This window comes from Microbacterium sp., from assembly GCF_046295495.1.
GTDB lineage: Bacteria > Actinomycetota > Actinomycetes > Actinomycetales > Microbacteriaceae > Microbacterium.
The window spans coordinates 1-3267 of record NZ_JBKBNC010000084.1 but is presented as its reverse complement, the minus strand read 5'-3'; the positions used below and the strand labels follow the sequence as shown (position 1 = coordinate 3267).

Here is a 3267-nt window from a genome sequence, read left to right as displayed (position 1 = left end):
GGCCCCCCGCTGGGCGCCTTCGGTTGGTGCGCGTCGCGGGCTCAGGCCCGCGGGGCGTCAGGGACGGCGGCGTCGCCGTCGAGGTCCTCACCGTCGAGGTCGCCCTCGTCGTCGTCCTCGTCGTCGTCTTCGCGCTGCTTCACGTACGGGTCGGCGTCGCCGGCGTACGCGGCCGAGGCTGCGAGACCGGCGACCGACTCGTCGCGCTCGCGCGCTTCGCGCAGCAGCGCCGAGATGTGGTCGGCGTTCTCGGGGATGCCGTCGAGGATGAACTCCAGCGAGGGCGTGAGACGGGTGTTGAGGTTCTTGCCCACCTCGCTGCGCAGCATGCCGGTCGCCGACTTCAGCGCCGCGGCGGTGTCGGCGCGATGCGCCTCATCGCCCATCACTGTGTAGAACACCGAAGCGTGCTGGAGATCACCCGTGACCCGCACGTCGGTGATGGTCACGAAACCGAGCCGCGGATCGCGCAGCCCTTTCTCGAGGCGCTCCGCGAGCACCACGCGGATGCGGTCCGCCACCCGAGCCTGTCGTTCCCCTGCCACGTCCTTCTCCTTCTCTCATCCCGCCGCGAGTCGAGTGCCCCGTGGCTCATCCACCGGGTGGGCGTCCCGCGGAGGGAGCCGCACCCAGCGTAGGCCGGAGGGGGCGTGTGCTTCCCCGAGCATCGGGGTAGGGGCCCCGCTCTGCTCGGGGAAGCGCACACCCCCGCAGGCCGAAGCGGGAGCCGCGCCCGAAGACGCGACCCCCGCTCAGTGAATCAGCCTCGCGGCTTCTCGACGAGTTCCGTCGTTTCGATCTCGTCACCGATCTGGATGTCGTTGAACTTGCCCAGACCGATACCGGCCTCGAAGTCCGTCCGCACCTCGGTGACGTCGTCCTTGAAGCGGCGCAGCGACTCGATGGCCAGGCCGTCGGCCAGCACGACGCCGTCGCGGATGACGCGGGCCTTGGCGTTGCGCGTGATCGTTCCCGACCGCACGATGACACCGGCGATGTTGCCGAACTTCGAGGAGCGGAACACCTCGCGGATCTCGGCGACACCCGACTGCACCTCTTCGAACTCCGGCTTGAGCAGGCCCTTGAGCGACTGCTCGACGTCGTCGATCGCGTTGTAGATGACCGAGTAGAACCGCACGTCGACACCCTCGCGGGCGGCGCGCTCGCGGGCCTTCGTGTCGGGACGGACGTTGAAGCCGATCACGATCGCGTTGTCGATCGTGGCCAGGTTGATGTCCGACTCGGTGATCGCACCCACACCGCGGTGGATGATGCGCAGCTGGACGCTGTCGTCGACCTCGATCTTGAGCAGCGACTCCTCGAGCGCCTCGACGGCACCCGACACGTCGCCCTTGATGATGAGGTTGAGCGACTCGACCTTGCCCTCTTCGAGAGCGCGGGTGAAGTCCTCGAGCGAGATGCGCTTGCGGGCCTTGGCCAGCTGGGCGTTGCGCTCGGCGGCTTCGCGCTTCTCGGCGATCTGACGCGCGGTGCGGTCTTCCTCGGTGACGATGAAGACGTCGCCGGCACGGGGCACGGAGTTCAGGCCCTGCACCGACACGGGACGCGACGGGTAGGCCTCGTCGACCGCCTCGCCGTTCTCGTCCATCATCGCGCGGACGCGGCCGTATGCCGTGCCTGCCACGATCGCGTCGCCGACGCGGAGCGTTCCCGACTGGATGAGCACCGTGGCGACCGAACCGCGACCCTTGTCGAGCTTGGCCTCGATCGCGACACCGCGGGCCGCCTTGTTCGGGTTGGCCGTGAGGTCCAGACCCGCGTCGGCGGTCAGCAGCACGGCATCCAGCAGAGCCTGGATGTTGAGGTTCTGACGAGCCGACACGTCGACGAACATGACGTCTCCGCCGTACTCCTCGGCGACCAGACCGTATTCGGTGAGCTGCTGGCGCACCTTGGCCGGGTTGGCGTCGGGCTTGTCGACCTTGTTGACCGCGACCACGATCGGCACGTTCGCCGCCTGGGCGTGGTTCAGCGCCTCGACCGTCTGGGGCATGATGCCGTCGTCGGCCGCGACCACGAGGATCGCGATGTCGGTCACCTGCGCTCCGCGAGCACGCATGGCGGTGAACGCCTCGTGACCCGGGGTGTCGATGAAGGTGATCGCGCGCTCGATGCCCTCGTGCTCGGTCCAGATCTGGTACGCACCGATGTGCTGCGTGATGCCGCCGGCCTCGCCCGCGACCACGTTGGTCTGGCGGATGGCGTCGAGCAGTCGCGTCTTACCGTGGTCGACGTGGCCCATGACGGTGACCACGGGAGGACGGATCTCGAGATCGTCCTCGCTCTCGGCCTCGAGCTCGGCGTCGAGGTCGAGACCGAAGCCCTCGAGGAGCTCCTTGTCTTCGTCCTCGGGCGAGACCATCTGGATCTTGTAGCCGAGCTCCGCACCGAGCACCTCGAAGGTGGCCTCGTCGAGCGACTCGGTCGCGGTGGCCATCTCGCCCAGGTTGAACAGGATGGTCACGAGCGTGCCGGGCTGCACGGTGTAGCCGCGCAGAGCCTCGAGCTTGTCGGCGAAGTCGGCGATGGAGGCACCGCGGCGCAGGCGGATGATCTCGCCGTTGCCCTTCGAGACGTTGACGCCGCCGACGACCGGCGCCGACCGCATCTCGAATTCCTGCCGCTTCGCCCGACGCGACTTGCGCTGCTTCGACTTGCCGCCGCCCTTACCGAAGGCACCCGCGGTTCCACCGCCGGGACCACGGCCACGACCGCCACCACCGCCGGGACGACCGGCGAAACCGCCGGCGGGGGCACCGCCACCGGGACGCTGGAAGCCGCCACCGGCACCGCCGGGACGACCGGGGCCGCCGGGACGCTGCTGGAACGGGGCGCCGGGACGACCGCCGCCACCGGGACGACCGGCGCCGCCGGGGCGCGGGGCACCGGGACGCGGGGCGCCGGGACGCGGAGCCTGCGGACGCGGGATGTTGCCGGGCGTCGGGCGCTGGCCCATGCCCTGCGCCGAAGCGAAGGGGTTGTTGCCCGGACGCGGACCGGCGGGACGCTGGCCCATGCCCTGCGAAGAGGCGAAGGGGTTGTTGCCCGGACGCGCTCCACCCGGGCGCGGGGGCGCGCTCGGGCCGGGCTTGGGGGCTCCGGCACCGGGGGTGGGGCCCGACGGGGTGGCACCGGCGTTACCGGGCAGGGCCGCGGGAGCGGGGGCCGGGGTGGCCGACGCGGACTCCGCGGGAGCGGATGCCGCCGGAGCGGATGCCGCGGGGGCCGCCGCCGCGGGAGCGGGCT

At 70.8% G+C, this 3267-nt stretch carries 2 protein-coding genes; both read right to left on the bottom strand.

From position 1 onward, the window contains the following. Positions 1 to 41: 41 nt before the first annotated feature. Positions 42 to 545, bottom strand: coding sequence for a 30S ribosome-binding factor RbfA (rbfA, locus tag ACK4LS_RS14645; RefSeq protein WP_409718835.1), 504 nt, complete (start codon positions 543 to 545; stop codon positions 42 to 44). 215 nt (positions 546 to 760) lie between these two features. Next, a partial coding sequence (gene infB / locus ACK4LS_RS14640) for a translation initiation factor IF-2 (RefSeq protein ID WP_409718831.1) occupies positions 761 to 3267 on the bottom strand: 2507 nt, incomplete at its 5' end.